The sequence below is a fragment of the Solwaraspora sp. WMMA2101 genome (genome assembly GCF_049179175.1).
GTDB lineage: Bacteria > Actinomycetota > Actinomycetes > Mycobacteriales > Micromonosporaceae > Micromonospora_E.
Genome location: NZ_JBMHMA010000006.1, coordinates 1,621,948 through 1,647,328 on the forward strand (window position 1 = coordinate 1,621,948; position 25,381 = coordinate 1,647,328).

27 protein-coding genes are annotated in these 25,381 nt (G+C 68.0%); 10 read left to right on the forward strand and 17 right to left on the reverse strand.

Annotated elements, in window-relative coordinates; all coding sequences use genetic code 11:
• Window positions 1-81: 81 nt before the first annotated feature.
• The 7 genes from ACN28F_RS07985 to ACN28F_RS08015 form a co-directional block, all read right to left on the reverse strand.
• Entirely contained in the window at window positions 82-1,008 is a 927-nt protein-coding gene (locus ACN28F_RS07985; RefSeq protein WP_289207413.1) for a glycoside hydrolase family 16 protein, read from the reverse strand.
• Window positions 1,005-1,856, reverse strand: a complete 852-nt coding sequence (locus tag ACN28F_RS07990) for a polysaccharide deacetylase family protein (RefSeq protein WP_289207414.1) — start codon at window positions 1,854-1,856, stop codon at window positions 1,005-1,007. The genes ACN28F_RS07985 and ACN28F_RS07990 overlap by 4 nt, the downstream gene beginning before the upstream one ends.
• Window positions 1,857-2,089: 233 nt before the next feature.
• On the reverse strand, window positions 2,090-3,214 hold the full coding sequence (locus ACN28F_RS07995; RefSeq protein ID WP_421357357.1) for an endo-1,4-beta-xylanase: 1,125 nt from the start codon (window positions 3,212-3,214) through the stop codon (window positions 2,090-2,092).
• 192 nt (window positions 3,215-3,406) lie between these two features.
• Window positions 3,407-3,823, reverse strand: a complete 417-nt coding sequence (locus ACN28F_RS08000) for a cold-shock protein (protein ID WP_289207416.1) — start codon at window positions 3,821-3,823, stop codon at window positions 3,407-3,409.
• A 114-nt stretch (window positions 3,824-3,937) separates the two neighbouring features.
• The gene (locus ACN28F_RS08005; RefSeq protein WP_421357358.1) at window positions 3,938-5,854 is read right to left on the reverse strand and encodes a CotH kinase family protein; all 1,917 of its coding nucleotides are present in this window, start codon (window positions 5,852-5,854) and stop codon (window positions 3,938-3,940) included.
• A gap of 247 nt (window positions 5,855-6,101) precedes the next feature.
• The gene (locus ACN28F_RS08010) at window positions 6,102-6,950 is read right to left on the reverse strand and encodes a polyphosphate polymerase domain-containing protein (protein WP_421357359.1); all 849 of its coding nucleotides are present in this window, start codon (window positions 6,948-6,950) and stop codon (window positions 6,102-6,104) included.
• Complete coding sequence (locus tag ACN28F_RS08015) at window positions 6,947-7,552, reverse strand: DUF4956 domain-containing protein (protein ID WP_289207419.1); 606 nt, start codon at window positions 7,550-7,552, stop codon at window positions 6,947-6,949. The genes ACN28F_RS08010 and ACN28F_RS08015 overlap by 4 nt, the downstream gene beginning before the upstream one ends.
• A gap of 224 nt (window positions 7,553-7,776) precedes the next feature.
• Here ACN28F_RS08015 and ACN28F_RS08020 point away from each other — a divergent pair, with 224 nt between their 5' ends.
• The 3 genes from ACN28F_RS08020 to ACN28F_RS08030 are packed head-to-tail and all read left to right on the forward strand — an operon-like array spanning window position 7,777 to window position 8,569.
• Complete coding sequence (locus ACN28F_RS08020) at window positions 7,777-7,962, forward strand: hypothetical protein (RefSeq protein ID WP_421357360.1); 186 nt, start codon at window positions 7,777-7,779, stop codon at window positions 7,960-7,962.
• Window positions 7,959-8,459 carry a hypothetical protein gene (locus ACN28F_RS08025; protein WP_289207422.1) on the forward strand — a complete coding sequence of 167 codons (501 nt, stop codon included), beginning with the start codon at window positions 7,959-7,961 and terminating at the stop codon, window positions 8,457-8,459. The genes ACN28F_RS08020 and ACN28F_RS08025 overlap by 4 nt, the downstream gene beginning before the upstream one ends.
• Entirely contained in the window at window positions 8,441-8,569 is a 129-nt protein-coding gene (locus ACN28F_RS08030; protein ID WP_289207423.1) for a hypothetical protein, read from the forward strand. The genes ACN28F_RS08025 and ACN28F_RS08030 overlap by 19 nt, the downstream gene beginning before the upstream one ends.
• A gap of 53 nt (window positions 8,570-8,622) precedes the next feature.
• Here the strand turns inward: ACN28F_RS08030 and ACN28F_RS08035 are convergent, their stop codons facing one another.
• The 3 genes from ACN28F_RS08035 to ACN28F_RS08045 all read right to left on the reverse strand — a co-directional run bounded on the left by ACN28F_RS08035 (window position 8,623) and on the right by ACN28F_RS08045 (window position 11,320).
• A complete protein-coding gene (locus tag ACN28F_RS08035; RefSeq protein ID WP_278117885.1) occupies window positions 8,623-9,648 on the reverse strand; it encodes a ParA family protein in 1,026 nt (341 codons plus the stop codon).
• Window positions 9,645-10,847, reverse strand: a complete 1,203-nt coding sequence (locus tag ACN28F_RS08040; RefSeq protein ID WP_278117887.1) for an RNA-binding domain-containing protein — start codon at window positions 10,845-10,847, stop codon at window positions 9,645-9,647. The genes ACN28F_RS08035 and ACN28F_RS08040 overlap by 4 nt, the downstream gene beginning before the upstream one ends.
• A gap of 275 nt (window positions 10,848-11,122) precedes the next feature.
• Window positions 11,123-11,320, reverse strand: coding sequence for a helix-turn-helix transcriptional regulator (locus tag ACN28F_RS08045; protein ID WP_278117888.1), 198 nt, complete (start codon window positions 11,318-11,320; stop codon window positions 11,123-11,125).
• Window positions 11,321-11,489: 169 nt separating this feature from the next.
• Between ACN28F_RS08045 and ACN28F_RS08050 the strand changes: the two genes are divergently transcribed.
• From ACN28F_RS08050 to ACN28F_RS08060, 3 genes are read left to right on the forward strand one after another with little or no spacing between them, the layout of a single operon-like run.
• Window positions 11,490-12,722 carry a DivIVA domain-containing protein gene (locus ACN28F_RS08050; protein WP_421361308.1) on the forward strand — a complete coding sequence of 411 codons (1,233 nt, stop codon included), beginning with the start codon at window positions 11,490-11,492 and terminating at the stop codon, window positions 12,720-12,722.
• Window positions 12,723-12,732: 10 nt separating this feature from the next.
• Window positions 12,733-13,206, forward strand: a complete 474-nt coding sequence (locus ACN28F_RS08055; protein ID WP_289207425.1) for a hypothetical protein — start codon at window positions 12,733-12,735, stop codon at window positions 13,204-13,206.
• Window positions 13,203-13,556: a hypothetical protein gene (locus tag ACN28F_RS08060; protein WP_289207426.1), complete on the forward strand. Its 354-nt coding sequence runs from the start codon at window positions 13,203-13,205 to the stop codon at window positions 13,554-13,556. Before ACN28F_RS08055 ends, ACN28F_RS08060 begins: the two co-directional genes overlap by 4 nt.
• Here the strand turns inward: ACN28F_RS08060 and ACN28F_RS08065 are convergent.
• Window positions 13,520-14,215 carry an AAA family ATPase gene (locus tag ACN28F_RS08065; RefSeq protein ID WP_421357361.1) on the reverse strand — a complete coding sequence of 232 codons (696 nt, stop codon included), beginning with the start codon at window positions 14,213-14,215 and terminating at the stop codon, window positions 13,520-13,522. The two genes, ACN28F_RS08060 and ACN28F_RS08065, sit on opposite strands and share 37 nt — an antisense overlap.
• A gap of 119 nt (window positions 14,216-14,334) precedes the next feature.
• Here ACN28F_RS08065 and ACN28F_RS08070 point away from each other — a divergent pair, with 119 nt between their 5' ends.
• Entirely contained in the window at window positions 14,335-15,096 is a 762-nt protein-coding gene (locus ACN28F_RS08070; RefSeq protein WP_289205445.1) for a transposase family protein, read from the forward strand.
• Window positions 15,097-15,099: 3 nt separating this feature from the next.
• On the opposite strand, the gene ACN28F_RS08075 is transcribed toward ACN28F_RS08070, so the two are convergent.
• Window positions 15,100-15,612 carry an AAA family ATPase gene (locus ACN28F_RS08075; protein ID WP_421357362.1) on the reverse strand — a complete coding sequence of 171 codons (513 nt, stop codon included), beginning with the start codon at window positions 15,610-15,612 and terminating at the stop codon, window positions 15,100-15,102.
• Between the two features lie 225 nt (window positions 15,613-15,837).
• Between ACN28F_RS08075 and ACN28F_RS08080 the strand changes: the two genes are divergently transcribed.
• Window positions 15,838-18,387 (forward strand): GmrSD restriction endonuclease domain-containing protein, encoded by a 2,550-nt coding sequence (locus ACN28F_RS08080; protein ID WP_421357363.1) that lies wholly within the window; start codon window positions 15,838-15,840, stop codon window positions 18,385-18,387.
• Between the two features lie 10 nt (window positions 18,388-18,397).
• Entirely contained in the window at window positions 18,398-19,216 is an 819-nt protein-coding gene (locus ACN28F_RS08085) for a UvrD-helicase domain-containing protein (RefSeq protein WP_421357364.1), read from the forward strand.
• Here the strand turns inward: ACN28F_RS08085 and ACN28F_RS08090 are convergent.
• Genes ACN28F_RS08090 through ACN28F_RS08100 form a run of 3 tightly spaced genes read right to left on the reverse strand, consistent with a single transcriptional unit; the run spans window position 19,111 to window position 21,480 of the window.
• Entirely contained in the window at window positions 19,111-20,373 is a 1,263-nt protein-coding gene (locus ACN28F_RS08090; protein WP_421357365.1) for a glycosyltransferase, read from the reverse strand. The genes ACN28F_RS08085 and ACN28F_RS08090 overlap by 106 nt on opposite strands.
• Window positions 20,374-20,385: 12 nt before the next feature.
• A complete protein-coding gene (locus ACN28F_RS08095; protein WP_421357366.1) occupies window positions 20,386-20,976 on the reverse strand; it encodes a tetratricopeptide repeat protein in 591 nt (196 codons plus the stop codon).
• A gap of 12 nt (window positions 20,977-20,988) precedes the next feature.
• The gene (locus ACN28F_RS08100) at window positions 20,989-21,480 is read right to left on the reverse strand and encodes a hypothetical protein (RefSeq protein WP_421357367.1); all 492 of its coding nucleotides are present in this window, start codon (window positions 21,478-21,480) and stop codon (window positions 20,989-20,991) included.
• Here ACN28F_RS08100 and ACN28F_RS08105 point away from each other — a divergent pair.
• Complete coding sequence (locus ACN28F_RS08105) at window positions 21,464-22,579, forward strand: hypothetical protein (protein ID WP_421357368.1); 1,116 nt, start codon at window positions 21,464-21,466, stop codon at window positions 22,577-22,579. The two genes, ACN28F_RS08100 and ACN28F_RS08105, sit on opposite strands and share 17 nt — an antisense overlap.
• A gap of 502 nt (window positions 22,580-23,081) precedes the next feature.
• On the opposite strand, the gene ACN28F_RS08110 is transcribed toward ACN28F_RS08105, so the two are convergent.
• Both ACN28F_RS08110 and ACN28F_RS08115 read right to left on the reverse strand, forming a co-directional pair.
• Entirely contained in the window at window positions 23,082-24,170 is a 1,089-nt protein-coding gene (locus ACN28F_RS08110) for a Gfo/Idh/MocA family protein (RefSeq protein ID WP_421357369.1), read from the reverse strand.
• A 12-nt stretch (window positions 24,171-24,182) separates the two neighbouring features.
• Window positions 24,183-25,349 (reverse strand): Gfo/Idh/MocA family protein, encoded by a 1,167-nt coding sequence (locus ACN28F_RS08115; protein WP_421357370.1) that lies wholly within the window; start codon window positions 25,347-25,349, stop codon window positions 24,183-24,185.
• Between the last annotated feature and the right edge of the window lie 32 nt (window positions 25,350-25,381).

The following is a 25,381-nucleotide window of genomic DNA, read 5'->3' on the forward strand; positions in this document are numbered from 1 at the left end:
AAGATCCCGGCGATCTTGCAGAAATCGCGAGCATATGTCCATGATGTCCATCGATAAGTGCAAGATCGCGGGGATCTTGGGTCAGGCGGGGGCGTAGATGGCGACCCAGTCGACCTGCAGGTTCACCACGTCCGGGGTGGTCTCATCGGGGCAGGCCTCCCAGGTGTGGCCGCAGTACCAGGCCTGGGACTGCAACGCCAGCGCCATCGGCTCACTTGGCACCACGTCGCCGGTGAGCGTCGCCCACGGCGCACCGTCAAGGGTGTAGACCAGCTTGCCCGGGGTCCACTCCAGCCCGACGGTGTGCCAGCGGGTGAAGTCCCCGGGGACGCTGCGTTCGACCGGCGCACCGGTGACCGGGTGCAGGACGCCGTACATCCGGTCCCGGCCCTTGCCGTTGTCCTCGGCGATGTCGATCTCCGGCGGGTAGACGTTGTCGCCCGGCCAGAGCAGCAGGGCGTACGCGATCCCGGTGCCCTGGTCCATCCGGAACCGGATGTCGTAGCGGCCGTAGGTGCGGGTCAGCGCCCACCGGTTGGAGATGCCGCCGGTGACGTAGAGGTTGTCCCGGTCGGCCTCCCGCCAGCCGCCGATGGTCAGCATCCCACCGCCGACCGAGACGTGGCCAGGGTCGAACCAGCCGCCCGGGTCACCGTCAGGTTGGCCGGAGTAGGCGAACCAGTCGTCGCTCAACGCACTGCCGGTGAAGTCGTCGACGAAGATCTGCCGCCAGCCGGGCAGGTCGCCACGGGGCAGGGCCACTCCGGACGGGTTCATCGTGCCGGCTCCTTGCGACGCGGTGGGCGGTGGACCGGCCGGCGGCACGCCCGTACCGTCGGTCCGGGGGTCGTCGGCGGGCCCGGTGCCGTGCCGCAGCAGCGGCACCGCGACGCCGAGAGTCAGCACCACGGCGGCGAGCAGCACGGCGACGGCCAGCGGGGCCGCGCGCCGCGGCCATGGTCGCCGCCGCCAGCCCGGTCGCCGCCAGCCCGGTCGGTCGCCGGTCACGTCAACTGCCGGCCGGCCCGCCGGGCGACCCGCCGGGTGAGCCGCCACGCCGGCTGCGCCAGCCGCTTGGCCTGCGGCACCATCCGGGGACCGCCGGTGCGGACCAGGTCGAGCAACGCGGCGGCGTCATGGTCGTCGGTGGGCAGCAACCGGGGTACGGCGAGCCGCCGGTCGCCGCGCCGGTAACGGCGTCGGCCGACCTCGCAGGCGTTGTCGTGCCCCGCGCGGCGGACCGCTGCCCGGACCCGCCAGTCGTGGTAGCCGTGCGGGTAGCAGAACGACCGGACCGGCCGGCCGATGTGCTGTTCGAGCCGGTCCCTGGCCATGGTGATCTCGGCGGCGGCCCGCTGCGGGGGCAGTACGTCGAGCGGGTGGTGCCACCACCCGTGCGAGCCGATCTCCACCCGCCCGGAATCGGCCACCTCGGTCAGTTGCGCCCAGTCCAACAGTGGCCCGAAGTCGGCGGCCCACCGTCCCAGCCAGTCGGCGGACTCCCCCAGGTGCCCCACCGACGGGTACAGCGTGGCGCTGGCGCCGGCGGCGTCGAGCAACGGCAACGCGCGGGTGAGAAAGTCGGCGTACCCGTCGTCGAAGGTGAGGGCGACCAGCGGCGGACCCGGCGGGTCGCGGTCGCGGTCGCGGTCCGCGGCGGCGTCGGCGTCGAGCTGATCGAGCGCGGCGCTGAGGCCGACCATCCGGTACCCGGCGTCGGCGAGCGCGGCGAGCTGTTCGGCGAACCGGGTCGGCCCGACGGCGAGCGACCGCAGCGGGCCGGAGTCGATCACCGAGATCGAGTGGTACATCAGCACCGGCAGGGCGGTGACCGTCGGCGCGCCGGAGGCCGTCATCCCAGGGGTCTACCCGCTGTGCGGGGGACAAACACGGTACGGAAGGAAGCGCCGGCTGCGGATGCCCTGGTGGGGGTCGGAGTTCGCCAGGGCACCCGCAGCCGGTGGTAGCCACCGAGAATTCCGGGATCTGAGCCGGTACTTTCGGCTACTTGTCGCAAAGATTACGGCTCCAGGATGGAGCGGTCAACCAGTACGGGTGTGCCGGCACGACCGGTACGGGTGTGCCGGCGTCACCGGCCGGGCGGGACCGCCATCGCCAACGTCGCGCGTACCGCGTCGTACGCCGGTTTCGGCTGGTACTGCTCGTCGTAGATGTTGGCCGCGCCTTCGCCTTCGAACCAGTCGGGCACCCAGGAGTACTTGTCGGTGACGCCCCAGAAGGTGAACGAGTGGCACCGGGTGGCCAGCAGGCAGCCCTGCAGCAGGGTGTTGAAGCCCTGCGCCTGGGCCTGCAACTTGAACACGTCGGTCGGCATCGGCATCCGCACGTCGGCCTCGGTGACGGCGGTCTCCAACCCGAGCGCCTCGAAACGGCGCAGGTTCTCGGCGACGGCGGTCGCCGGCCAGAAGCCGTACTGGGCGCCGAGGCGGCCCTGGATCCCCATGCCGTGCACCGGAACCTTCTGCCGACGCAGCTCGCGGACCAGGTCGTAGTAGGCGGTGCTCTTGGCGCTGATCCCCTCCACGTTGTAGTCGTTGAGGAACAGCTTGGCGGCCGGGTCGGCCCGGTGCGCCCAACGGAACGCGTCGGCGATGTACGACGGGCCCAGTTCGCGCAGCCAGATGGTGTCGCGCAGGTCGGCGTTGTCGTCGAAGATCTCGTTGGCCACGTCCCACTGGTGGATACGGCCCTTGAAGTGGCGGACGGTGTCGGTGATGTGGTCACGCAGGATCTGCCGCAGTTCGGTCGGGCCGATCTCACCCGACTCGACGCCCTCGGTGAGCCAGGCCGGGTTCTGGTTGTGCCAGACCAGGACGTGGCCGCGGACCACCTGCTTGTTGCGGGCGGCGAAGTCGACCAGTTCGTCGGCGGGTCCGTAGTCGCGCTCGCCGCGGACCGGCTCCAGGGTCTCCCACTTCATGACGTTCTCGGCGGTGACACTGGAGAACTGGGCGGCGATCGTGTCGCGGTAGGTGTCGTCCTCGGCGAGCGCGGTCATGTCGACCGCCGCACCGACCTGCAGCTTGTTCCATTTCGCCAGGTCACGCAGGGTCTGCTTGCCGACAGGCGTACCGCCGGTCGGCGGGCCGGCGCCGGGCCGACCAGGGTGGGCGAGAGCAGCGGCACCAGCACCGATCGTGGCCATCATCGCCACGGAGAGTGCACTGGCGGCGAATACACGGGTCGCCTTCATGGCATCCTTCCGGTGGACTGCATGGCGGAAGCGCCGGGGCACACGGGAGCATCAACCCGGGACGAGCGACCGAAACACTCCCGCAAGGATCACGAGTATTTCCGGAACACTTCCGTAAGTTGATGGAAACCTATGGCCAGGCGATGCCATAGTCAACCCTCGATGCCAAGGGGTCAGGGGGGTGGCCCTGCGTCAGTCGACCCAGCCGCACTTGCGGGAGAACCGCAGCAGATGGGCCCGCAGCTCGACGATCTGCCCGCCGGTCAGGTACGGAGCATCCGACAGCAACAGCTCGGTGATCCGCTGCAGGTACTCCGGCTCCGAAAAGATCTCGCACAGCTCGTCGTCGCCGCCCTCGGCGGACGACGCCGATGTCCGGGCCACGGTCGGCGTCACCGACCCGCCGTCCTCGACGATCTCCACGTCGTACGCCTTCGGACCCCGACCACCGTCGATCACCTTGAACGACACCCGGGTGCCGGTCGCGACCCGGATGCCCCGCTGGGTCAACTCACCAGCGTGCACGAAGACGTCGTCTCCGCCGTCGTCCGGAGCGATGAAACCGTAGCCCCGGCCTTCGTCGAACCGCACCACCCTGCCGACACCCATGAGGAACCCCTCCTACCGACCCATCCGCACCACGACCGCTACCACACGTACCTGGCACCATACCAGCGAGGGGTACGGTGCCAGGCACATGCGGTCACATCGACGGATGCCCGGTCAGGTCGGTGTGCACCGCGGGGTGGGCGTGCTGTTGGTGCCGGTGAACGAGGCCAGGAAGCCGAAGCTGGTGTTCGCACCGGCGGCGAGAGCGCCGTTGTAGGACACGTTGCGGGCGGTCACCGACGATCCCTGACTGGTGACCGTCGCGTTCCACGCCTGGCTGACCGTCTGCCCGTTGGCGAACGTCCAGGTCACCGTCCAGCCGCTGATCGCCGCCGCGCCGGCGGTGACCCGTACCTCACCCTGGAAACCGCCCGGCCACTGGCTGGTCACCGTGTAGGTCGCCGTACAGCCGGTGTTGCCCGGCGGCGGTGTCGTCGGCGGCGCCGTGGTCGGTGGCGGCGTGGTCGGTGGCGGTGTGGTCGGCGGCGGCGTGGTCGGTGGCGGTGTGGTCGGCGGCGGTGTGGTCGGCGGCGGTGTGGTCGTCGGGCCGCCCCAGCCGGAGGTGGTGTCGAGCCAGGCGGCGCGGCGCAGCATCCAGTCCCGCAGGTACTGGATCTGACCCTGCCAGGTCGGCGAGGTCGGCGTGATGAAAGGGCCGATCATCCGGGTGGATAGGTTCGGCCACCGCTGGAAGTTGCGTTGCGCCCCGTTCGTCAGCGGTGCGGCGAGGGAGTCGATCCGGGCCTGCAGCGAGGCGTCCGACAGCAGTCCGCGGCGCAGTGACTGCCAGCGCAGCCGGACGTCGTTGACGAAGGCGGGGTCGCGCATCAACTGGTTGAACCAGTCGTTCGCCACCGGCTGACGGATCTGCTGGTACTGCCAGCCGGCAGTCTGGTCGTTCTGGAAGTAGCCGCCGACACCGAATGTCAGGTCGTAGTCCCACAGCGGTCCGGCAAAGATCGGCGTGTCCCGGTCCTTGTAGAAATAGGCGCTGCGGATGTAGGCGTCCATCTCCCGACTCAGCTCGTTGAGGATCATCTGGTCGACGAACGACGGAACGTCGATGTACGCCCGGTAGCCGGTGACCGGATCGGCGAAGTTCGGCGCTCGCAGGACGTTGTGGAACTCCTGGATATGGTTGCGCAGCCAGTCGCGCTGTTCCGGCTGCAGCGGATCCGGATCGGCGACCTCAAGGTAGTTCCAGCAGGTGTTGGTCGGCCCGGTGCAGGGCAGGATCGGTTCCTCGGCGGCCATCCACTCGAACTTCCAGATGTAGCCGCCGGTGATCTTCGGCAGCGTCCGGTCGTCCTCGTCCAACTGCTTCAGATCGAGCCGCTCCTTCGCGTTCTTGATCGTCTCGACGAGCATGTAGACGCCCATGTAGTCGTCGTTGCCGACCGGGGTCGCGTCGGTGTTGCGATAGAACTCGACGAACCGGTAGCGCTGGGCGTGGATCCCCGTCTCCCGACCGAGGTCGTAGACGAGCGCCTCACGGATCAGCGACTTGTCGGGGAACGGTCCGCGCAGCACCCAGTCCGACTGGGCGGGCATGCCGAGCACCGGGTAGTCGGCATCGTCGTCGTTGTCCCAGAACTCGACCCGGTACGAGGTCTTCTCGAACGTCGAGGACGACTGCCCGCGCAGCCGGAACCCGGCCCGGATGGCGACCGTCGGGGTGCCGGTCAACGAGGTGGTTCCGCCGGCCGGGTCGAAGATCATCAGAGCGGAGTCGAAGTACTCCCGGTCGGGCCGGCCGGCACCGTACGAATCGATCACGACCACCGGCAGGTCATGGCTGATGGTGACAGTCCGGGCGACGTACATGGCGGTGCCCGGCGCTCCGGCGGCCGCGCCGCCCGCGAACGCCTGGGCACGCAGCTGGGTGGTACGGGTGAACCGCAACGGCGTACCGGAGTAGAGGCTGGACTGTACGGTCGGCAGTTGACCGTTGGTGGTGTAGCGGATCTGCGCACCGGCGACCGTGGTGCTCAGCGCGACGGAGATCTCGTTCTGGAAGGTGCCGCTGGGCACCGAGAAGACGATGTCGCCGACCAGTTCGTCGGCGGCCTCGGCGGCGGCCAGCTCATCGGCGGCGGTGCGCGCGGTGGCGACCAGTTCGTCGGCCGCGCTGGCCTCGGCGGCGGAGCGGTCGGAGCCGGCGACCGGTTCCGCGCCGCCGGTGGTGAGTGGGAGACGAGCAGCCCGGCGACGAGGGTGGCCGCGGCGGCGGCTCCCACCGCGCGGACGGCCGCCGTCGCTGTCCCGGTGTTACGGGCGGTCAGACGCACGATGCCTCCTGTTCGATTCGACGTACCAGGGTCGGCACCGGGTGCGGCGACGGACCCGACGGCCGGTCGGACGCCGCAGCGGTGTCGCAGAAGTGCCGGCGCAGGGTGCGCCGCCACGGGCCGTCCGGCAGGTCCGGCCGCAGCGCGGCGAGGCCGGTGGCGTACTTGGAGATGCGGATCGGGCGGATGCCCCGGTGCCACAGCAGCCGGTCCACGGCGGCGGCCGCCGCGCTCGACTTGGTCTCCACGACGGCGACCTCGGGCAGCGCCAGGCTGGTCGGCCCGCACTGCCAGCGCAGCTCGGTGTCGATGGTGACCCGGCTGACGGTGGCCGGCAGCAGCAGCGTGCTGCGCCGGTAGGTGGTGACCAGGGTCGGGGTGAGGTCGCCCTCGGCGGTGATCGTCTCGCGGGTGAGCACCTCGTCGACGAAGGCGCGACCGGGTTGGACCGAGCCACGGTCCGACGACCGGTACGGCAGCCGGTGCTTGGTGATGCTGTCCCGGGCACCGTTGATCTTGACTTCCAGCCAGCAGTCGTCGGAGTCCAGGTAGGTCCGGGTGCGCACCTTGAAGCGCCGCCGGCGCCGGTACGCGGCACAGTGGTAGCTGGCCAGCCTCGGGGTGTCGAAGTAGACCGACTCGTAGCGGAACGACCGGTCACCGTCGATGTCCAGCACCCTGGTGTCGGCGTCCAGCTGGCTCAGCAGCGCCGGCAGGGTGGCCAGCGGGACGACGTACATGCGGTCCACTCTGGCCTGCAGGGCGGCGCACTCGACGAGTTCGGGCAGGCCGATCGGGGTCAGTTCGCCGAGCACGGCGACGATCGCCAGGTTGGTCATCGGGTCGCTCCCGCCGGTGCCGGGCTGCCGGTCGCGGTCGGCGCGGTCCGCCGGCCGGCGAGCGAGTACCGCACGTCCACGATCGTGGTCTCGTTGACCAGGTCGAGCCGCTGGATCGTGGCGGCGTGCACCCGGGCGCCGAGCAGTTGCTCCAGATGGGCGACGAGGGCCACCTGATCGGTGACGGCCGAGTCGAGCACCATGATCTGGTGCCGGTAGTGCCTGAGCAGCCGGGGATGGTCGCCGAGGAACATGACGGTGACGATGAGCGCCATCAGGCCGGCGCTGAGCCAGATCGAGGTGGTGCTCAGCGCGCCGAGGATGCCCAGCGCCAGGGCGGAGAAGTAGTAGGCCACCTCGTGCTGGTCCAGCTCCGTCGAGCGCAGCCGGATGATCGACAGTACGCCGAACAGCGCCAGCCCCAGGCCGAGTCCGGCACCGACGTTGCTGGCGCTCAGGGCGCTGGCGACGGCGAGTACGCCGACGTTGACGCCGAGGTAGGCCACGACGAGGTCCCGTCGACGGTGGCGCGGGAAGTACAGCCCGAAGACGAGCAGCGCCACCGCGCCGATGTCGATCGCGAACAGGACGAGCTGCGTCATCTCGTTCGTTCCTCCTGGGGTCACCGTCGAGGGGGCGGCGGCGGATCGGCGCATGCGGCAGCGCATTTGCGCGTACGGCAGCCGAACACCCTCAAAACTTCCGGTAAACTTTCGGGAACTCTTCCGAAACGGTAGGCATGACATTGATTTACGTCAACGCCTTAGGTCAGGTGTGACCCGATCCGCGCCTGCCCCGCTGCGGTCACCAGCTCGACCACCGTCAGGTGCACACCGCCGTCGCCGCCGGCCCCGGCCGGCAGACCGGTGGGCGGATCATCCCGCCCACCCCGCCGACGTTACTGGTGGACGTACCCTGCGGGTGCCGGCACACCCACCCCGACGCCCCGGACGACACCCTCGGCTGCGGCGTCAGCTTCCGGATCGAGATCATCCTGGGATCCGCGTCGTGACCACCGACCCGGCACCGGCCGAGCCGGAAGCGTCGGCGGCGGTCGGGCCGGAGGGGTCGGATGTGGCGCGGTTCCGGCTGCCGGCGGCCGCGCCCGAGCCGGTCAGCGACGCCGAACGCGCGGCGTTCGCGCAGCTCGCCCGCGAATCACTACCGGCGGTACGGGCCAGCGCCCAGTCCTGGCGCAACGGGCTGACCGCCCTGGTCAGCCTGGCCGCCGCCGGAGTCTTCGTACAGGGCCGCTCTGCCACCGCCGACCTGACGACGACCTGGCGTGGGGTGGTCACCGTACTGATCGGCGGCGGTCTGGTCGCCGCCGGTGTCGGCCTCTGGTACGCCCTCGCCGCCGAGGCCGGTGGCCGGGCGGCCCCGCTGACGCTGACCGACATCCACGCCCGGCACGCCTCGGTCGAGGCGTACCAGGTGGCACTGGCCAACCGGGCGGCCGGCCGGCTGCACCGGGCCCGGATCGCCCTCGGGTGTCGCTGGCGGTGCTGATCGCCGGCGCCCTGGTCACCTGGTGGGCCCCGGCCACCCCGGCGTCGACCCCGCCCGCAACGCCCGCCGCCGGGCAGGTCAGCGATCAGGCGCCGCAGACCGCCGGGTAGTTGTCAGCACCCGCTGTCCCACGTGACTTGTCTACTCCGCGTAGCAGGGCGACTCATGCGGCGGCTCCTTTGGGTGTTCCGTACGGTCCGCCGACTTCAGTGAGGATGCGTTCGGCCAGCGCCGCGAAATCGTTAGCCGCGGCTCTGACTGCCGCTTGATGCCCACCGAATGCGCCATCGGCTGGTTTAAGCGCGAAAACCGGTTTGTGAGCCTCGTACGACAACGGCATCAGACTGCGATAGTGCTTGAGCTGGGCAAGACAGTACGGATCCCCGTCCACCGAGGGGGCAGGTTCGCTTATGTCGAGAACGGATGTCCGGTACACCTCTGGGATCCGGGCCATCCACCGCTGATAAGCCTGAACCGGCTGGCCGAGCCGTACGCCGTGGCCCAGCACTACGTAGCCGGCCGGGGTCATCTGACCAGCTGGCAACTTCAGTTCGGCATCCGGGTTGCGCGGGAGACGTGCCCGCCATTCGGCGCGCCAGTTCCGCAGTGCCGGGCCGAGGTTCTGCAGGCCCTGCACGCTGAACAGGTCGGGTGCCAACGGGATCACGACATGATCGGCCGAGATCAACGCAGCTCGGTTGATCGCACCAAGGTTGGGGCCGACGTCGACGAGCACCACATCGGCTTCGGTCCGTCGGCTGGCCCGATCGAGCAGCCGCCAGAAGGCGGAGATGACCCGAAAGGCCCGCTCCTTGCCGTCCAGGCAGTCCGGCCACTGGTTGGACAGCTCGTCCTCGAACTTGGACAAGGTCAGATCGCCGGGGAGCAGGTGCAGCCGGTCATCGACGGCTACGAGGGACGGATCAGCGATGTCACCCAGGCCACGAATCAGCGGAGAAAGGCTGCCGTACACGGTATGGCCGCGTTCGGTGAGTGCCTTGCCGGCGGGCCACAGCTCGACCAACTGTTCCTCGTCCAGGAAGTTGGCCGTCAGGTTCGCCTGCGGGTCCAAGTCGGCGGCGACCACCCGCAAGCCCTTTCCCGCCATCATCCACGCCAGGTGGTAGACCAGCGACGTCTTACCGACGCCACCCTTGTTGTTGAAAAAGGCAATCACCGGTGCGGTCATCGCGCCTCCCTGATGATGACGCCAACGTACGAGGGGTCCGGGGTGAACTCAGGTCGGGGGTTTCCGTTGTCCGACAGTGTGCGCCGGGCGATCTCCAGGCCCGCTCCGAACTTCTGTACGTACCCGAGGCCGGCCGCCGCTTCGGCGAGGATGGGATTACGGTAGTCAGTGACGCCCGGCCGGCCGAAGTTCTCCACGGTGACAGCGCCATAGGGGCCGCCCGGCGAGTAGACCTCGACCCGGTCGTCGTACCAGGTGATCCGCACCGGCGAATTGGTGCCCTCGTAGTTGCGGTGCAGCACCGCATTTCGGGTGAGCTGCTGCAACGCCGCCAAGGGGTAGTCCGCCCGGCGGGCATCGCGCAGGGTCTCGCCGATCTGCACAGATATATGAATGTTCAACTTGATCAGCTCGTCGAGTTCGCGCAGCAGGTCCGGCAGTGCGCCGCTGAGCCGGCGTTCGCTGCTGATCGGAGCGCTCAGGTCGCCGCCCTGCACTCGGAGGAACTGGATGTACGCCCCCGGTAAAAGACGGGTCGGCTCCACGCCAAGGATCAGCAGACCGGCGTTGGTTGGCACGCCCTCTACAGTCGCCAGCCGCAGTGACGCCAGCCGCTGCTCGATGGTCCGGCCATTGGCCGCAAGCACGTCCTGCGGCAGGACGCTTGGCAGGTATTCGCGCTCGAATAGCGTCAGATCAAGGTCATCCAGGGCGGCACCGACTGCGGGGCGACTATCGAATGGCAGGTCGGCAGCGCGCTTACGCTCGGCAAGCCGGCGCTCCTCGTCCGCGGTGGCGATCGCCCGACGCGGTCCCACCCTGATCCACACCTGGCCATTGAACCGCACCGGCGGGCTGGGGCTAGGTTCCACCTCGACCACGGCCACCGCCTGACCGTCGACCTCCAGCCTCCGAACGCTCATGATCGGTGGTGGCAGGATTCGGCCCTGTCCCCGCAGGTCTGCGAGCTCCTGCAGCAGCCGGTCGGTGACGCTCAACCCGGCGGGCCGGCCGGCATCGGTCGCGCCGATGAAAAGCACACCGGAACCACGGTGGTCGGGCAGATCGTTGGCGAACGCACAGATGGCCTGGCAGGCCCGGTCCTTGGTTTCGGCCGTCCTCAGCGACTCCTTACGCTCGACCTGGTCGCTCTCCAGATCGGCGAGCAGCCGCAAAAGTTCGTCCGTGCTTCGCGCCATGTCGGTGAGCCTGCCTTACCTAGCGGCCCGGCTGCCACGCCGGACGGGTTGCGGGTGGGCTGGCCCGGCAAGCCACACGCCAGGCCTCCCCGCTTGGTTGCAGTGCTTCATCTTGCCAAACATCGGCGCAGGTAGTGGTAACGACTCAGCCGGTGCTAACAGCAGGTGACTCTGCTCGAAGAACGGGTGCCCGCAGGGCATACCTGCGCGGGTCTACCTAGCGACGCGGGCACGGTCAGCGGCGTACAGCTCGGTTGAGCCGCTGACCTGACCGATCACTCGGTGTCATGCAACTCTGGTCGGTGCTGCTTGATCCACCGCTCGACGTCCTCGGTGCGCCAGATCCGGCCCACTGACAGCACCACCACCGGGTCCGGGAACGACTTCGAGTTGGTGATCTGGTAGGCGCGGGTACGCGAGACGCCGAGCATCTCCTGCACCTCCTGGCTCGCCATCAGACGAAGCTCTCCCATACCGCCACGGTAAGAGCATGCGAACTGAACATATGTTCTCTGATCAGATGCACTCTTCAGATGCTCCGGGCATGTAAACTCATCATCCGAGTAGCACTCGACGTTCGGGGAGGAAGTCGTGGAGCAGCGGAGCAGGCGAGGGCGGGTGGTGCCTCGGCAGGGCCCACTCGTGGAGCCGTGGCAGGTCAGGGCGATGCAGTTCGACACCCGGTGGCGTGGGCTGGACCCGGCGGCGGTGTACGCGTACCTGCGGCAGGTCGCCGACGAGCTGGACCGACTCACCCGCCAGGCCGCCGTCGACCGGGCCGAAGCCGACCGGTGCCGCGAAGGACTGCGGCAGTGGCGGCAACGGCACATCGGCTGCCGGTTCAACGACCCGCCCGCCAGCGCTACCGCTCGGAGCACCAGCGCCAGACCGGCGGCGACGGAGGCCACTGGTGAGCAACGAACCGCGCTGGACCATCCACCTGCCGACCCGGCTCACCAGCATCGAAGCCGCCGCCGGGTGAGGCGGCCCGGCCGCACGCCCAGCGGAAAGAAGGTGGTCGACGTGGTCCAGGCTGCGATGGTGCGGCGGGCGGCCGCCGCTCGTGCCACGACCAACGCGGGTGCCTGGGGCCCGGCGATGGCGGCGGCCGGCACCCTGGCCGCTGTGCTAGTCCTGGCCCGCCAGGCCCGTCCCGTCGTCGAGGCCGCCGCCTGGTCGTGGCGCTTCGCCGAGCAGGCCCCGACCACCATCATCGGCCCCATCGGCACCGCCCGGCTGGCCGGCTGGGCGCTGCTGGTCGCGGCACTGGTCGCCGGCTGGCGTACGGCCGCCGCGATCGGGGCGGGCGCCGCCGTACTGGCCGAGCTGGCGGTGCTGGCCACCGGGGTACGCGACCATGCAGCACCCGGTTGGCACCTCCTGCTCGCCGTGGTCGTCGCCGTCCCGCTGTGCGGGTCACTGCTGCTTGCCGCCCGTGATGGCTGCGAGCAGCGACCGCTTCCGGGACGGTTCTGGGCCGCAGCGGCCGCGATGGGGCTGTGTGCATCGCTCAGCGCCGCTGGCGCGCCGCTGGTGGCGGATCGTTTCGGCAACACCGTGGCGATCAGCACCATTCCAGTGGCGCGCATCGGGTTTGGCGCTCTGGCCGTGGTGGCGCTGTTCAGTCTCGTCGCGGTACTGGCGCTGCCGGTTGCCGTACGCCGCCGGGCGGTGGTGCTGCTGGCAGCCGTGGCTGCGTTGCTGGCCACGACGCAGCTCGGCTATGACGAGGCGTTCATGTCAATGCTCGACTACCCGGTCCTGCGCGACCAGCCAGCCATGGCGTTGGCGCTGGCCGCCGTGGCAGCGACCGTGGCGCTGACGCTCGGCACGCTCGCGGTGCTCTTTCTTCCACGCCTCCGACTTCCACGGTAGTGTGGATGTCATGGTGGCGGTACATGAGGAAGTGCCGTTCAGCGAATTCCTGCATCGGCCTGGCGCCGCCGCGGAACGGCTGAACGAGGTTCGTACGTTGCGGCTGCGTCGTCGCGACGCGGACGACTTGGCCCTTGTCCGCGCCGACCAGGTCGAACGAGAGGCCATCGTCGTCGACTTCACCGCCCGTCTGCTGGCGGGCCTGGTTCGTTCCGGGTCGGTCGAGGCTGTCCGGCGGGTCCTTCAGGAGGCGCTGCCCTGGGTGACGTTCCTCCCGGAGGGCGACGTCGACGAACTGCTCTCGGAACTGATCACCGTGGCCCAAGGCGCGGCCTCGCTGGAGAATCTGTCCCCGATCGCCACCCTGCTCGGGCAGTGGCGGCACACGGCGGAGATCTACAGCGACCCGGCCCTGCTGGAGATCATCAACCGAGAACCGGACGGCGACCTGGGTATGGTCGACCCGCCCGAAGAGCGACAATGAGTCCCAAGCGAGGCGACCGGGCAGCACCTCCAGCTGTCGGGACCGAGTACGAGTTGCGCTTCGCCACCTCCTCGGCCGCCGACGGCTGGGAGACGCTCGCCCGGCAAGCTGCGGCGAACCTTCGGCGGGCCTACGACACCATCCGGGCGCAGCCGCGTGCCCGGCAGTCGACCGAACGGCATCACCGGCTGAAGGGCTCCCTGGCCACAGGCAGTTGGAAGGGACAGGTCTACGAGCGGTGGCAGTACGAGGTCACCGGCGGCGGCCGGATCTGGTACCTCGTGGACGATGACCGACGTACCGCTTGGTTAACCTACGCCGGCACCGGGCATCCCCGGGAAACTGACTGACGCCGAACTCCTTCGCCGTGCAACTCACGCTTCATGGCCCGCACCGTGTCCGGGTCGATCGCGGGAATACGCGACGCGGCGTCCTCGCCACGTTCACAGACGATCAGCTCGTCGGGGGTCAGCCGGTTGACCAGCGGCGGCGAATGGGTAGCTATCAGGAACTGGGTGCGCTCGGACGCCTCGCGCAGCAACTCGACCAACCGGTCGAGGATGTGGGAATGCAGACCGTGGTCGATCTCCTCGATACAAGTGAGACGCGGCGGCGCCGGGTCGTAGAGCAGAGCGAGCAGCGCAAGAGCCCGGATCGAACCGTACGACGCCTCCTGCAAGGTCGTCGCACCCGGCAGCCCACGCTCCACCAGGGTGAGTACGGTCCCCTCACCAGCACCACCGATCGGCCGGAACTGCAGTGCCTCCAGGCCCGGGATGAAGGCTCGCGCGTCGCGCTGCAGCGCGGCGAACTGGTCGCTGTGCTCATCGGCCAGGTAAGCAAGGAACGACGCCAGGTTGCTGGCGTCGTTGGCCAGCTGCCGGCTGCGCTGCTCCGTCGATGGCAGGCGGGCCGCAGCCACGTCGATGTCGAACACCCGGAAACTGGCGAACATGTCAGCGAGCGCTTCGACCTGCTCGCCGCCCTCCTCGGCACTGAGTTTGGGCAACGAGGCTTATTCAGCAGGGCCTCGATAGCCCACAGTGGACCCCCTGATAAATGAGACGGCCCGCCCTCCCATAGGATGGAGTTACCACACAACAACCAAAGAAAAGCGGACCGCCGAACATGTATCATACCACCGGCTTCACGACCGATCAGATCCGCGACCTCTGCGTGCTGGTCCGCGCCGAATGCCGGAACCTGGGCATGGAACCGTGGCCACCGATCCTCGGCCTCTACCGCGCCCTCGTGGTCACGTTGACCTACATGCGGCGCAACCGCGTCCAAGCGGAGATCGCCGAGGCGCACGGCGTCTCCCAGTCGACGATCTCACGGGCGGTCACCGCCATCACCCCGGTCCTCGACCGCGTGCTGGCGGGGTTCGTGCCGACCGCCGACGAGCTCGACCCGACCGTCCAGTACATCGTCGACGGCACCCTGTTCCCCTGCTGGTCATGGCGCACGGACCGCTGTCTGTACTCCGGCAAGCACAAGACCACGGGCATGAGCGTCCAGGTCGCCTGCACCCTCGACGGCGCGCTCGTCTGGGTCTCCGATCCCGTCACCGGCAACCACCACGACTCGTACGCGATCAACGACACCGGTGTTCTCGTCAGCCTGAATCCTGCAGGCTGGATCGGCGACAAGGGATACGTCGGCAACGGCATGATCACCCCGTACAAGAAGCCCAAGGGCGGCGAGCTCACAGAGTGGCAGAAGGAATACAACAGGCAGGTCAACAAGATCCGCTGGGTCGTCGAACAGGTCATCGCGAATCTGAAGACCTGGAGAATCCTGCACACCGACTACCGCAGACCGCTCGCGACCTTCACAGAAACGATCTCCTGTGCCATCGGGCTGCACTTCTACAGGATCGCCTGTGAATAGACCTCAACGTCGACAATCCCAGCGAACCCTCGCGCAGACTGGCTTTCCGCTCCCCACCCTCGGGGCCATGGAAGGTGACCTGGTTGCCGGAGACCGCGATACGCCGGCCCGGGCCGGCGGTCCGCTTGAACGCGAATGCTCAGAGCGCTGCAGGAAGTAGCGCTCCGTCTGGTCGCGTAGCTTTCCCCGGGACACACCGAGCTGGTAGTTGTCGGTGGCCCGCAAATTGCTGTTCCTGGTGACAGCGGCCTCCACCTCGATGGTGATGCTGGGCCGCTGGTCGCCACCGCCCCGGAACAGCACCCGGTCGAATCCACCGCGTCGCTCCAGCGCGGGCCCGAGGTCCTCCCGGGTGGCGTCGCCGAGGAAGGCGATCACGTCGAGGAGGTTGGACTTACCGGCGCCGTTGGGTCCGACGAGTACGTTGAGCGCGGCGAGCCGCACCTCCACCGCCCGAAGGCTGCGAAAGTTGCTCACCTTGAGCCTGAGCAGGTACGGGGGATGTCGGACGGCCACGGCAGCAGGCTACCCGCTCGGCGCAGCGCCGCCAGCCAGGCGCAGCAAGTTGCCCGCTTCGAATTGCCAAGGACACAGTCAGTCGCCCTCCGAGGTGTCCGATAACCGCCTCCGGCGGCCCGAACGAACACCCGGCAACTCGTACGCCTGGCCGTTGTCCATTGACGCGCACTCTGGTTGCATTGCCCGGGTTCGAGGAGTGTGCACACTAGACGGGAGTCGCCGATGGTCGCGGCGCAGGAGACGACGCTGCAGAAGTTGCTCGAAGGCACCAAGCAGTACCGGGTGCCGTTGTACCAGCGGACGTACTCATGGTCCGAGCATCAGTGCAAGCGGCTCTGGGAGGACATCAAGAAGCTCGCCGACGACCGCCGCGCGGACCCCGCCGCCACTCACTTCATCGGCTCGGTGGTGCTGGCACCCAGCCCGGAGATCGGCCCGGTCGGGGTGCAGGAGTTCCTGGTCGTCGATGGGCAGCAGCGCCTCACCACCCTGTCGATCCTGCTCTGCGCGATCCGGGACCACCGGGCGAAGACCGAGGATCCGAAGCACCGGGGGCGGATCGAACAGCTGTACCTGATCAACCAGTTCGAGTCCGATCCGCACCGGCTCAAACTCGTGCCCACCCAGGCTGACCGGGACGCGTACCTGGCCTGCGTGGAGTCGACTCCGCAGGTCGGCGGCAGCGACCACGTCGGTTCGGCGTACCGCTTCTTCGCCAGCCGGCTGATGGAATACGACGACGTCGAGGACCCGTTCGACATCGCGCGGATCGAGAACGCCGTCATCACCGGGTTGGCGCTGGTGGCGGTCACCGCGCAGGCCGGCGACAACGTCTACCGGATCTTCGAGTCGCTGAACAATACCGGCCTGCAGTTGACCCAGGCCGACCTGCTGCGCAACTACCTTTTCATGCGGCTGCCGACCCGGGGCGAGACCGTCTACAAGTCGCTATGGTTCCCGCTGCAGGATACCCTCAACCGGGAGGACCTCGAGCTGCTCTTCTGGCTCGACCTGGTGCAGCGCAACGGCCGTGCCAAGCAGACCGACATCTACGCCGCGCACCAGCTGCGGCTCAACGCGATGCGCGGCGAAGCGGAGATCGAAGCGGAGGTACGCCGGTTCAGCCACCTCGGCGCGCTGCTGAAGATCATCCTGCACCCGGAGAGCGAGCCAGACCCCGAGGTCCGGCGGCGGCTGACCCGGCTGCATGCCTGGGGCGCCACCACCGTCTACCCGCTGCTGCTGCACCTGCTGGACCGCCGTGCGCAGGGCACCGCCACCGCCGCGCAGGTCATCGCGGCCATGCGGTACGTGGAGAGCTTCTTCGTCCGCCGCCTGGTGATCGGTCGGGCGACCGCCAACGTCAACCGGATCCTGATGTCGATCGTCACCGAGATGGACGCGAAGCTCCCGGTCGACGAAGCGGTCCGGGCGTACTTGTCGACTGGCCGTAAGCACTACGCAACCGACGCGCAGATCCGCTCGTCGACCAGGACCATCCCCTTCTATCTCAACGGACGCGCGCATCAGCGCAACCTCGTACTTCAGTGGTTGGAGGAGGCGCACCGCAGCAAGGAGCCGGTGGCAGCCGACACGCTCACCATCGAGCATGTGCTGCCGCAGACGCCGACCGCGCAGTGGCGGCAGATGCTCAACGACGACCTCGGGCCCGACGAGAACTTCACCGACGTGCACGAGTCGCTGGTGCACACGATCGGCAACCTGACCCTCACCGGATACAACTCCGAGCTGGGCAACAAACCGTTCGACGCCAAGAAGGCCGCGTTGGCGAAGAGCCCGATCGTGCTCAACCGGGACATCGCCCAGCAGGAGCGGTGGGGGCGGCCGGAAATCCAGGCCCGCAGCGAGGCGCTCGCCGAGCAGATCATCTCGCTCTGGCCGGGTCCAGTCGAGGCCTCCCGCGACAACGACTCCGACGTGCCGTGGGACGTGATGAACCGGGCGCTGGCCGAGCTGCCCGCCGGTTCGTGGACCACGTACGGCGACGTGGCCGCGCTGATCGGCAGCCACCCGGTGCCGGTCGGGACGCGGCTGGCGAACCATCCGGTGCCGAACGCACACCGGGTGCTGCAGACCGGCGGCACCGTCTCACCGGGCTTCCGCTGGCCCGATCCGGCCCGTACCGACGACCCGCTCGACCTGTTGCGGGCCGAAGGGGTCGAGTTCGATGGCAGTGGGCGCGCCGCCCCGGAGCAGCGGATCCCGCTGGACGAGCTGGCCCAGCTCGCCGGGCTCAGCACCGATGATCTGCCGCGCCCCCGGTCACCGCGATCCAGCGCGGCGCACGCCGAACGCTTCAACACTCAGCTGGCCCAGCTGCAGGACCCGCCGGTGGTCGCCGCCGTGCAGGCTGTTCGCGACGGCTGGACCGCGCTCGGCGGCCGCCTGCTCTACGGCACCGGCGACGAAACGTCGTGCTTTCTCATCGCACGCGGCAAGGACCATCGGCTCGGCAGCATCTGGCCGGCGACGATCTACCCGAGTGGCAAGTTCGAGATCGTCTTCCAGCATCTCAAGAACCGGATGCCGTTCGACGACATGGCGCTGCGTGAGGAGTTCCGGCAGCGGCTCAACAAGATCCCCGGGGTGTCCATCGCGGCGGCCCGGATCGGGCTACGGCCGGGTTTGCGGCTGTCGGTACTCGCCGACCCGGCGGCCCGTGAGCTGCTGATCGAGCAGCTCGACTGGTTCTACCAGCAGGCGCAACCGCCGGCCGAGGACGACGCCGACGAGGGTGAACAGTTGAGCTGACCGCCAGGCTGTGGAGGCGCTGCGCGCCGAGTTGGCCGCCGCTGGTGCCACCACCCACCTGCAGTTGTGCGCCGACGCGGCGCGGCTGCTCGCCGATGGCGACACCGGCGCCGCCGAGGACGCGTCTCTGCGGTTCGACCACGTGGTGGTTGACGAGGCGCAGGATCTGCACCCGGCGCAGTGGCGGGTGCTGCGGGCAGCGGTTCCGGCCGGTCCGGACGACACCTTCCTCACCGGCGATCCGCATCAGCGGATCAACGACGCGAAAGTGTCGCTGGCCGCGCTCGGGATCCGTACCGCCGGGCGCAGCTTCCGGCTGCGAATCAACTACCGCAGTACGGCGGAGATCCTCACCTGGTCGACCGGGCTGCTCGACGGGGACGGCCGCGACAACCTGACCGGCTACCGGTCGCTGCTGCGAGGTCGGCGGCCGACGGTAGCCGGGTTTCCGGACGAGCCGGCCGAGGCGGCGGCGCTGGTGCAGCGGGCCCGCGAGTGGCTCGACCGGGGCGTACGGCCGGCAGAGGTCGCCGGCTGCACCCGGTTCAAGGCCAGGCTGGACCCGGTGCAGGCGGCGTTGGCCGAGGCCGGCATGCACCCGCGCCCGCGGAGCGCTGCATGTGTCGTGGACGGGCCAACCGAGTCAACTCCTCCCGCGATAGCTTGTGTCCGGGGTTCGCGCGGCCGCCTTGGGCAGGGCCGGCTTCTCCGGCAACCGCCACGTCAGACCGCCAACAGCCCCCCGTTTCGCACCTCGTCCTTGATCGCGATCAGGTTGGCCGCCACGTACGGAATGTGGTGCGCGCGGTGCCAGTCCGTCGGGAAGTAGGTAACCAACCTGGACACCTGGAAACGGCAGGTAATCTCCGGTACGTACTTGGCGTACTGCTGGTCCGTGAAATACCAGAACGAGTTCTCGTTGTAGAAGGCAACATGCGTCGGGTCCTGGAACGCGCCCCTGCCGTCGCTGCTCGGCGTCAACGACAACAGCATCCCGCCAGGCGCCAACAAGCGGTACAGCTCGTTGAACAACGCGATCTTGTCCGGGATGTGCTCCAGAAAGTCACTCGCCCGGATCACTCCAACGCTGCTGTCCGGCAGATCCAGGCCCTTGGTGATGTCACATACCATGTCAACCTCAGGTCCGGCATGAACATCGACACCTTGGTAACCTTCGACCTTGTTGTGTGCCGCACCCAGGTCGAGCGCAAGCAGACCCTGCCGCTTGGCCCACGCCAACGCGTTCAGCTGCACATTCCGGTCATAGACCTCCACAGTACGCTGCTGAATCTTGGCGTTCATCTCCGGCACACGCTGCGTATTTCCTGCATGCATCCGTTGCAGGTAGAGACACTCTGGGATGTGATGAAAATCCGCTAGCTGATACATGCGACACATGAGGTCGGCATCGTCGGCGACGTCAAGTACCTCGTCGTACCCGCCGGACTTTTCGTAGATGTTGCGGCGAAATGCTCGCACGTGATTCGGCGCGTACCAGATGTAGCTCACATTGTGCGGCGTCGGCGGCAGCGCCATGCAGGCCAGCACTTCGCAGCCATCAACCCGGACGTCCCGATATCGCCAACCATGATCAGCCGAAAAGCGACTGTCGTCGCGACTACCGTCCTCAGCAATCTGGGCGGTGTCGCTGTAGACCAGGCCGGCCTCCGGATTCTCGTCGAAGGCATCAACCACTTTTTCGAGGCAGTCGCTAGCAAGAAGATCGTCGTGGTCCAACTCGACGAGTATGTCGCCCGACGCCTCCGCACAGGCCCGCTTCTTGACCGCACCAACGCCCGACACCTCATCCTGCACCACCAGGCGAATTCGCTGATCCGGCACCTCGGGCCGCCAGCGGTTCCCTTGATTCAGAACGATGACCCACTCCCAGTCATCGAACGTCTGCGCTTGGAGCGACTGATGGCACTCATCCAAGAACTTGGTGCGGTTACTGCCTGTGAAAACTGTAACAGCTGGCTTTCTCATTCCACCACTCACTCACTGGCTCAGAACATCATCGACGTCGCCTCGATGTTCCTCAGGAACGCTTTCCAACAGCGCTCTATCGAGCCGCACCGCCTTCTCGAACGCCGTACGGGCTTCGGCCTCATCACCCTCGCTCACCAGCAAGAGACCCAGCCGCAGGTACGCGGTCGAAGCCTCATCATCAAGGTCGACGATCTGGCGATACAGACCGATCGCCGCCTCCTTGTCACGACTTTCGAGTGCGATGGCCTTGTTGAACAGAGCAGGCTTATAGGAGGGATCAGCCTCTAATGCCTGATCATAGCGTTCGATGGCCTGTGCGATCTGGTCCCGCGACTGCGCGATGTAGCCGAGGTTGTACCAGGCCAACACGTTATTCTCATCGACAGCCAGTACCTGCTCGAAGGTTTCTTTAGCCTTCTCGATATCTCCCGACTGGCCCTCCTCGACACCTTTCCGAACCAGAGCGACGAGGTCTTCGCTCACAGCTCCGGCATTCTTGGTTTCCGGACCCTGCGCTTCTCCGTCGGTGGTGCATGCCGGAACCCCGGCCAGTAGCACTGCACCACACGCCAGCGATCCAAACATCGTTCGCATTTTCATTTCTCGCCACCCCTAATAATTGATGTCCAACACCGAACGCTCTCGTTCGTCGACCTTCAGATCACGCAATGTCCGCACAGACGACATAGACTGTGCCGCCAGTTCCGCCAAACTCGGCTTGCCAACCAGTCGGCTCACCGGCGATGGGGATTGGCCGCGATGTGTCGGGGCTTCCCTGGGATTGGTGACCACCACCGGTAGCAACGTCCCCCGCATCGCACTGCACCTCAAGCAGCCCGGACCCCCCTGCGGAAGCCGAGTTGACGTAGAGATCCGGGAAGCCTGCACCTTGCGCGCCTTGTGGCCCCTGGGGACCTTGCACGCCCTGGAAACCTTGAGCACCCTGCGCACCTTGCGCACCCTGCGCCCCTTGAGCACCCTGCGCCCCTTGAACGCCTTGAACGCCTTGAGCGCCTTGAACGCCTTGAGCGCCTTGAGCGCCCTGCGCCCCTTGAGCACCTTGAGCTCCTTGAGCACCCTGCGCCCCTTGAGCACCGTCAGCACCCTGGAACCCCTGCGCACCTTGCGCACCCTGCGCACCCTGCACGCCCTGGAAGCCCTGCGCCCCTTGAGCACCCTGCACGCCCTGCACGCCCTGCGCCCCTTGAACGCCCTGCGCACCCTGCGCGCCCTGCACGCCCTGGAAGCCCTGCGCCCCTTGAACGCCCTGCGCACCCTGCGCGCCCTGCACGCCTTGAGCGCCCTGCGCACCTTGAGCTCCTTGCGCACCTTGAGCTCCCTGCGCACCTTGAGCTCCCTGCGCACCTTGAGCTCCCTGCGCACCCTGCGCACCCTGCACGCCTTGAGCCCCCTGCACACCCTGCGCACCTTGAGCTCCCTGCGCACCCTGCGCACCCTGCGCACCTTGAGCTCCCTGCGCACCTTGAGCTCCCTGCGCACCCTGCGCACCCTGCACGCCTTGAGCTCCCTGCGCACCCTGCGCACCCTGCACGCCTTGAGCTCCCTGCGCACCCTGCGCACCCTGCACGCCTTGAGCTCCCTGCGCACCCTGCGCACCCTGCACGCCTTGAGCCCCCTGCGCACCCTGCGCACCCTGCGCACCCTGCACGCCTTGAGCTCCCTGCGCACCCTGCGCACCTTGAGCTCCTTGAGCTCCTTGCACGCCCTGGAAGCCCTGCGCACCCTGCGCACCCTGGAAGCCCTGTGCCCCTTGAACGCCCTGCGCACCCTGCGCACCTTGAGCTCCCTGCACGCCTTGCGCACCTTGCGCACCTTGAGCTCCCTGCGCACCTTGAGCTCCCTGCGCACCTTGAGCGCCCTGCGCACCCTGCGCACCCTGCGCACCCTGGAAGCCCTGTGCCCCTTGAACGCCCTGAGCTCCCTGAGCTCCCTGAGCTCCCTGAGCTCCCTGCGCACCTTGAGCTCCCTGCGCACCTTGAGCTCCCTGCGCACCTTGAGCACCCTGCGCACCCTGGAAACCCTGCGCACCCTGGAAACCCTGCGCACCTTGAACGCCTTGCGCTCCCTGAGCTCCCTGCGCTCCTTGCGCTCCCTGAGCTCCCTGCGCTCCTTGCGCACCCTGAGCGCCCTGCGGTCCTTGAGGGCCACGGCTCGGCTTGTGTCGACGCCATTCGTCCTCTGAACGCTGCCAACCCTGCGGCCCAAGACCCGGCTGCCAGCGTTCGCGATCGCCAATCGCCGGGTCGTCGCGCAGTGGCGCTGCGGGGTACCAGACGGCACGGTGCCCATGCGGCCCAGGTGTGACGAGCGATGACTCTGCGCTGGGACGCACATCCCCCAACTGCCGGACCTCTGCCGCAGCGGCCGGCTGCACCACCGGCGTCAAGCTACCGGTCGTCGCGGCGAGCAGCAGGAGATAGCCCACCTTGGCCGGGGTTTGGGCTTGTTTGAGTCGTCGACGTAGGCGTCGCTCACTGGTCACAGCTACTCCCGCAGCGTCCCGAAAGGTCAGTAGAAGTTCCTCGACGGGCGTTGGGGGGGTCCCGCACTACTCAAGACCATAAGCGCGCAGAAGCCTATATGTACTCATTATTGAGAAATATCTGTTATGAGGCTTCCTCGCCTTGATGCATCGCTCGGGAACCGGTCAAGGGCTCCCAGAGCGATACACCGCGCCGAAGAAGTCAGCGGTCCACGGCGTGCCGGAGCACCCGTGCCTGCTGCTGGGCACGGATGCTGAGCTCCGCCGCTTTGAACGCGTGGGCCTGGGTCATGGCGTTCTCGGTCCGGTGCAGGCAGTCGAGGATCAGCTGGCCGAAGTACGGATAGCCGACCTGACCGGCGGCGACCAGGTGGTGCTCGCCCGTGCCGTCGACGAGGAAGACGTGACCGGGGCCGGCGTCGGTCGCCACGTTGACGTACTTGCGCAGTTCGATGTAGCCGTCGGTGCCGAGGATGAAGGTCCGCCCGTCACCCCAGGTACGCAGCCCGTCGGGCGTGAACCAGTCCACCCGGCAGTAGCCGGTCGCGGTGCTGTTCAGCACCAGGCTCAGCTCGCCGAAGTCGTCGAGCTCCGGGTACTGGGGGTGGTTGAAGTTACCGACGGTGGAATGGCTGATCTCGGCGTCGGTCGAGCCGGTGAAGTACAGCATCTGTTCGACGTTGTGGCTGCCGATGTCGCAGAGAATGCCGCCGTACTTCTCCTTGACGAAGAACCAGTCCGGGCGGCCGGCAGCGGACAGGCGGTGCGGCCCCAGGCCCATGACCTGCACCACCCGACCGATGGCACCCCGCTGCACGAGCTGACCCGCCAGCACCGCCGCCTCGACGTGGATCCGCTCCGAGTAGTAGACCGCGTACTTGCGCCCGGTGCGCGCGGTGGCCTTTCGTGCATCGGCCAGCTGCTCCAGGGTGGTGAGCGGGGCCTTGTCGGTGAAGTAGTCCTTGCCTGCATCGATGACCCGCAGGCCGAGAGCGCACCGCTCCGAGGTGACGGCGGCACCAGCCACCAGGTGGACCGCGTCGTCCTCGAGGATCTCCGCCTCGTCACCCGCCACCCGCGCCTGCGGGAACCGCTGACGGTACGCGTCGACCTTGGCCGGGTCGGGGTCGTACACCCATTTGAGGGTGGCGCCGGCACCGAGCAGACCGGAACTCATGCCGTAGATGTGCCCGTGGTTGAGGCCGACCGCGGCGAAGACGAACTCCCCCGGTGCCACCACCGGGGTCGGTAAGGGATCCGGGGCGAACGTCGCCCCACTGACCTTCGTCACGTGTCCGTCTCCTCAGTTGTCGTGGTCGGCGGTGCCGCCGACGGTGATGGCACCGGGCAGGTCCCGCACCGCAACAGTCTTCTCGAAGAAACGCGGCGCACGCCGTATCAGGGTGCCGCGCTGATAGTAGGGATCGTCCGGGGACAGCGGGAGGGCCACCGGCCGGCGTTCGATCCCCGATTCGTAGATCGCGGTGACCAGCTCGACCGCGTTGCGTCCGTCGGTGCCGCTCACCGCAGGTGCCACCCCGCCGCGGACCGCACGCAGGACGTCGCCGATCTGGCCGGTGTGCCCGACATGTGCCAACGGGCGGCGCGCCTGCGCAAGAGCATTGAGGTCGGCGAGCAGGTCCGGGTTGCCACCCGGGGTGGGGAACCCGTTCGGTGCACTGGTCTCGGCCGCTGCCCGCCATGGCTGGGAAACCCGAGCGTACGCGCCCTGAATGACGATCTCCTGTTCTTCGCCGTGGTGCACCACCGAGCTGGTGAGCTGGGCCAGCGCCCGGTCGTACTGCAGGATCGCGACGGACAGGTCCTCGACCTCGGCGTTGTCGTGCTGCGAGTTGACCAGCATCGCGGTGACCGCCGATGGCCGACCGAGCATCCACATGGTCAGGTCGATGTGGTGGATAGCGTGGTTGAGGGTGCATCCGCCGCCCTCGGACGCCCAGGTCCCCCGCCACCACAGGTCGTAGTACGGCCGCCCCCGCCACCACGACGAGTTGACCTGCACGTGTGACACAGGCCCGATGAGACCAGAGTCCAGCACCGCCTTCAAGGTGGCCATGTCGTCGCGGAACCGGTTCTGTGCGACGACCGACAGCAGCTTGCCCGATTCGGTGGCGGCGCGGAGCATCGCGTCGCACTCCTGCAACGACGGAGCCATCGGCTTCTCCACCAGGACGTTGACACCCGCGCGCAGGGCCGCGATGGTGATGTCGGCGTGCGTCGACGGCGGTGTCGCGATGCTGACCAGGTCCAACTCCTCGGCGGTGAGCAGGGCCCCGGCATCGTCGTAGACGCGGGCGTCGGTGAGATCGAAGGTCGTTCTGCGCTCCTGCGCCTTCGCCAGGGTCACGTCGCAGACGGCGGTGATCCGGCAGTCCTCCCCGAACTCCTGGTAACCGGCGATGTGCGTACCGGCTATGCCGCCCGCACCGATAATTCCCACCTTGAGCATGCTGTCCTCCATCGCGTACGGGTGGTGGGGCG

Excerpts from the sequence above, each read along its gene's own strand:
- ACN28F_RS07990 (WP_289207414.1), bottom strand. The coding sequence starts at position 1,856 with ATGACGGCCTCCGGCGCGCCGACGGTCACCGCCCTGCCGGTGCTGATG.
- ACN28F_RS07995 (WP_421357357.1), bottom strand. The coding sequence starts at position 3,214 with ATGAAGGCGACCCGTGTATTCGCCGCCAGTGCACTCTCCGTGGCGATG.
- ACN28F_RS08000 (WP_289207416.1), bottom strand. The coding sequence starts at position 3,823 with ATGGGTGTCGGCAGGGTGGTGCGGTTCGACGAAGGCCGGGGCTACGGT.
- ACN28F_RS08010 (WP_421357359.1), bottom strand. The coding sequence starts at position 6,950 with ATGACCAACCTGGCGATCGTCGCCGTGCTCGGCGAACTGACCCCGATC.
- ACN28F_RS08015 (WP_289207419.1), bottom strand. The coding sequence starts at position 7,552 with ATGACGCAGCTCGTCCTGTTCGCGATCGACATCGGCGCGGTGGCGCTG.
- ACN28F_RS08035 (WP_278117885.1), bottom strand. The coding sequence starts at position 9,648 with ATGACCGCACCGGTGATTGCCTTTTTCAACAACAAGGGTGGCGTCGGT.
- ACN28F_RS08040 (WP_278117887.1), bottom strand. The coding sequence starts at position 10,847 with ATGGCGCGAAGCACGGACGAACTTTTGCGGCTGCTCGCCGATCTGGAG.
- ACN28F_RS08045 (WP_278117888.1), bottom strand. The coding sequence starts at position 11,320 with ATGGGAGAGCTTCGTCTGATGGCGAGCCAGGAGGTGCAGGAGATGCTC.
- ACN28F_RS08055 (WP_289207425.1), top strand. The coding sequence starts at position 12,733 with ATGGTGGCGGTACATGAGGAAGTGCCGTTCAGCGAATTCCTGCATCGG.
- ACN28F_RS08060 (WP_289207426.1), top strand. The coding sequence starts at position 13,203 with ATGAGTCCCAAGCGAGGCGACCGGGCAGCACCTCCAGCTGTCGGGACC.
- ACN28F_RS08070 (WP_289205445.1), top strand. The coding sequence starts at position 14,335 with ATGTATCATACCACCGGCTTCACGACCGATCAGATCCGCGACCTCTGC.
- ACN28F_RS08080 (WP_421357363.1), top strand. The coding sequence starts at position 15,838 with ATGGTCGCGGCGCAGGAGACGACGCTGCAGAAGTTGCTCGAAGGCACC.
- ACN28F_RS08090 (WP_421357365.1), bottom strand. The coding sequence starts at position 20,373 with ATGAGAAAGCCAGCTGTTACAGTTTTCACAGGCAGTAACCGCACCAAG.
- ACN28F_RS08095 (WP_421357366.1), bottom strand. The coding sequence starts at position 20,976 with ATGAAAATGCGAACGATGTTTGGATCGCTGGCGTGTGGTGCAGTGCTA.
- ACN28F_RS08115 (WP_421357370.1), bottom strand. The coding sequence starts at position 25,349 with ATGCTCAAGGTGGGAATTATCGGTGCGGGCGGCATAGCCGGTACGCAC.